The sequence below is a fragment of the Treponema sp. R6D11 genome, from assembly GCF_054786075.1.
Map to the genome: position 1 here is coordinate 1 of NZ_BDHD01000788.1, position 524 is coordinate 524.

Annotated in this window: 2 protein-coding genes; one reads left to right on the forward strand and one right to left on the reverse strand. The window is 54.2% G+C overall.

The genetic code is table 11. The features are described 5' to 3' along the window. Positions 1-234, reverse strand: a 234-nt coding sequence (locus tag ACYVTD_RS16105) for a hypothetical protein (RefSeq protein ID WP_461248693.1), incomplete at its 3' end; no start/stop codon positions are given. A 13-nt stretch (positions 235-247) separates the two neighbouring features. On the opposite strand from ACYVTD_RS16105, the gene ACYVTD_RS16110 reads away from it, so the two are divergent. Beyond that, the coding region (locus tag ACYVTD_RS16110) for a hypothetical protein (RefSeq protein WP_461248694.1) at positions 248-524 on the forward strand (277 nt) is incomplete at its 3' end.

The following is a 524-nucleotide window of genomic DNA, read 5'->3' on the forward strand; positions in this document are numbered from 1 at the left end:
GCCTATAATGGTCAGATCGAAGTTTGCCACATTTATATTTTGACCGGCGGTAAGGGTAACATCAGCGTCCAACAGCAAGGTGAATGGCGTGGCCAGGGCGGCGCTAGTTTTAGCGTAGTTTACGGCTGCGGCTACGTCATTTGCCGCTACGCTTGCAATTGGCGGGTCGCTTGGCAAAATCGGCGGCGCTTTTTGGTAAAGGCCGGGGGGAGTACTAGGGGTACCGGGAATCACAGTTACAGGGGCAGTGTTAAAGAATGAGGTATCCATACTGGAAGCCGGTTTTACAGTCAGGGTTGTGCCGCTGGATTCGCCAGAGGCAACAGTCAACACGCCGGAAGAGTTGATCGATGTCCCTGAACCGCCGCCTGTTACCGTCCATGTAATGCCATTGGGCAGTGTTGCGGGGCTGATGCTTATGCCGCTTGCGCTAAACGCCTGGGTTGCCCCGGCCAGAACGGATGCCGTTGACGGCGTAACGCTTAAAGTGCCTGTTACCGAAAACTGCTTTGTAACATGTACAT